The sequence below is a fragment of the Cohnella sp. GbtcB17 genome, from assembly GCF_019091135.1.
GTDB lineage: Bacteria > Bacillota > Bacilli > Paenibacillales > Paenibacillaceae > Cohnella.
In genome coordinates, this window is the sequence record NZ_JAGXJW010000170.1 from 1 (window position 1) to 493 (window position 493).

Here is a 493-nt window from a genome sequence, read left to right on the forward strand (position 1 = left end):
ATCCCAGATCGACATTCCCCGCCCGGCTTCGTTATATGCGCCTTCACTCTGACAGGAAGCGGTAGCCGTACCCCAGACGAAATCTTTCGGAAATTGTATCGTAGCCATTCTAACCCCTCCGCACAAAATAATCGTATGGCGCACGCGTCATGTAAAACGTTTTCCATCTCTATTTTATATAAAATGACCGCGCGCGCCTATACGATATCGTGTGCGATATTGGCGCTTACTTATCCGGATTGGCCTCGTCGAGCAACGCTCGGGCATGCTTCTCGAGCCCGTCGTAGAACGCCTTCACTTCGGGAATGGCGACCTGTTCCCCGTTTGCGCCCTTTTTGTAGACGGCGCCCCCCGTTTTGTCCAGGATGGCCAGATACTCCTGCGCTAGCTTTGCCGTGACCGTACCAGGATGATCGGCAGCGGCCTTTTCCAGCGCCGCCTTGACTTGCGTATCGATCTTAAACGTATCGAAACCGAGCACGGGCGTATTATC

The 493-nt window shown here is 53.8% G+C and carries 2 protein-coding genes; both read right to left on the minus strand.

Annotation, left to right across the window (positions count from 1 at the left end):
* A partial coding sequence (locus tag KVT38_RS33505) for a family 1 glycosylhydrolase (RefSeq protein WP_217598052.1) occupies positions 1–108 on the minus strand: 108 nt, incomplete at its 3' end.
* Between the two features lie 118 nt (positions 109–226).
* The coding region (locus KVT38_RS33510; protein ID WP_217598051.1) for a hypothetical protein at positions 227–493 on the minus strand (267 nt) is incomplete at its 5' end.